This window comes from Micromonospora sp. NRRL B-16802, from assembly GCF_001279555.1.
GTDB lineage: Bacteria > Actinomycetota > Actinomycetes > Mycobacteriales > Micromonosporaceae > Micromonospora > Micromonospora profundi.
Genome location: NZ_LGEB01000029.1, coordinates 1 through 303 on the forward strand (window position 1 = coordinate 1; position 303 = coordinate 303).

Annotated in this window: 1 protein-coding gene; it reads right to left on the reverse strand. The window is 63.4% G+C overall.

The annotated features are described in order from the left end of the window. Positions 1-199: 199 nt before the first annotated feature. Positions 200-289, reverse strand: a complete 90-nt coding sequence (locus ADK66_RS32660; protein WP_231639915.1) for a cellulose-binding domain-containing protein — start codon at positions 287-289, stop codon at positions 200-202. Positions 290-303 lie beyond the last annotated feature (14 nt).

Consider the following 303-nt stretch of genomic DNA (forward strand, 5'->3'; position numbering starts at 1 on the left):
CGCCACGCGTGGTTGGAGATAAGTTTGGCAATTCTGTTCTTCGTACTGCGCGTGGCCTTCTTGGTGCCCGACGCCGTCCCCTTCGCGGAGTTGAGTCAGGCGATGGTGCTGGCCGTTTAGGCAATTCTTCGACAAGTTTGGGGCCATTCTCCGCCGCGGCTTGGCTGGAAGCGACACCGGCCCCCGCGGCGCCGTTGAGTCAGGCGATGGTGCAGGCGGTTTTGTTGACGGTGAAGGCCGTCGGCTTCGGGTTGCTGCCGCTGTGCTTGCCGTTGAAGCCGAAACTCACCGACGCTCCGGGCG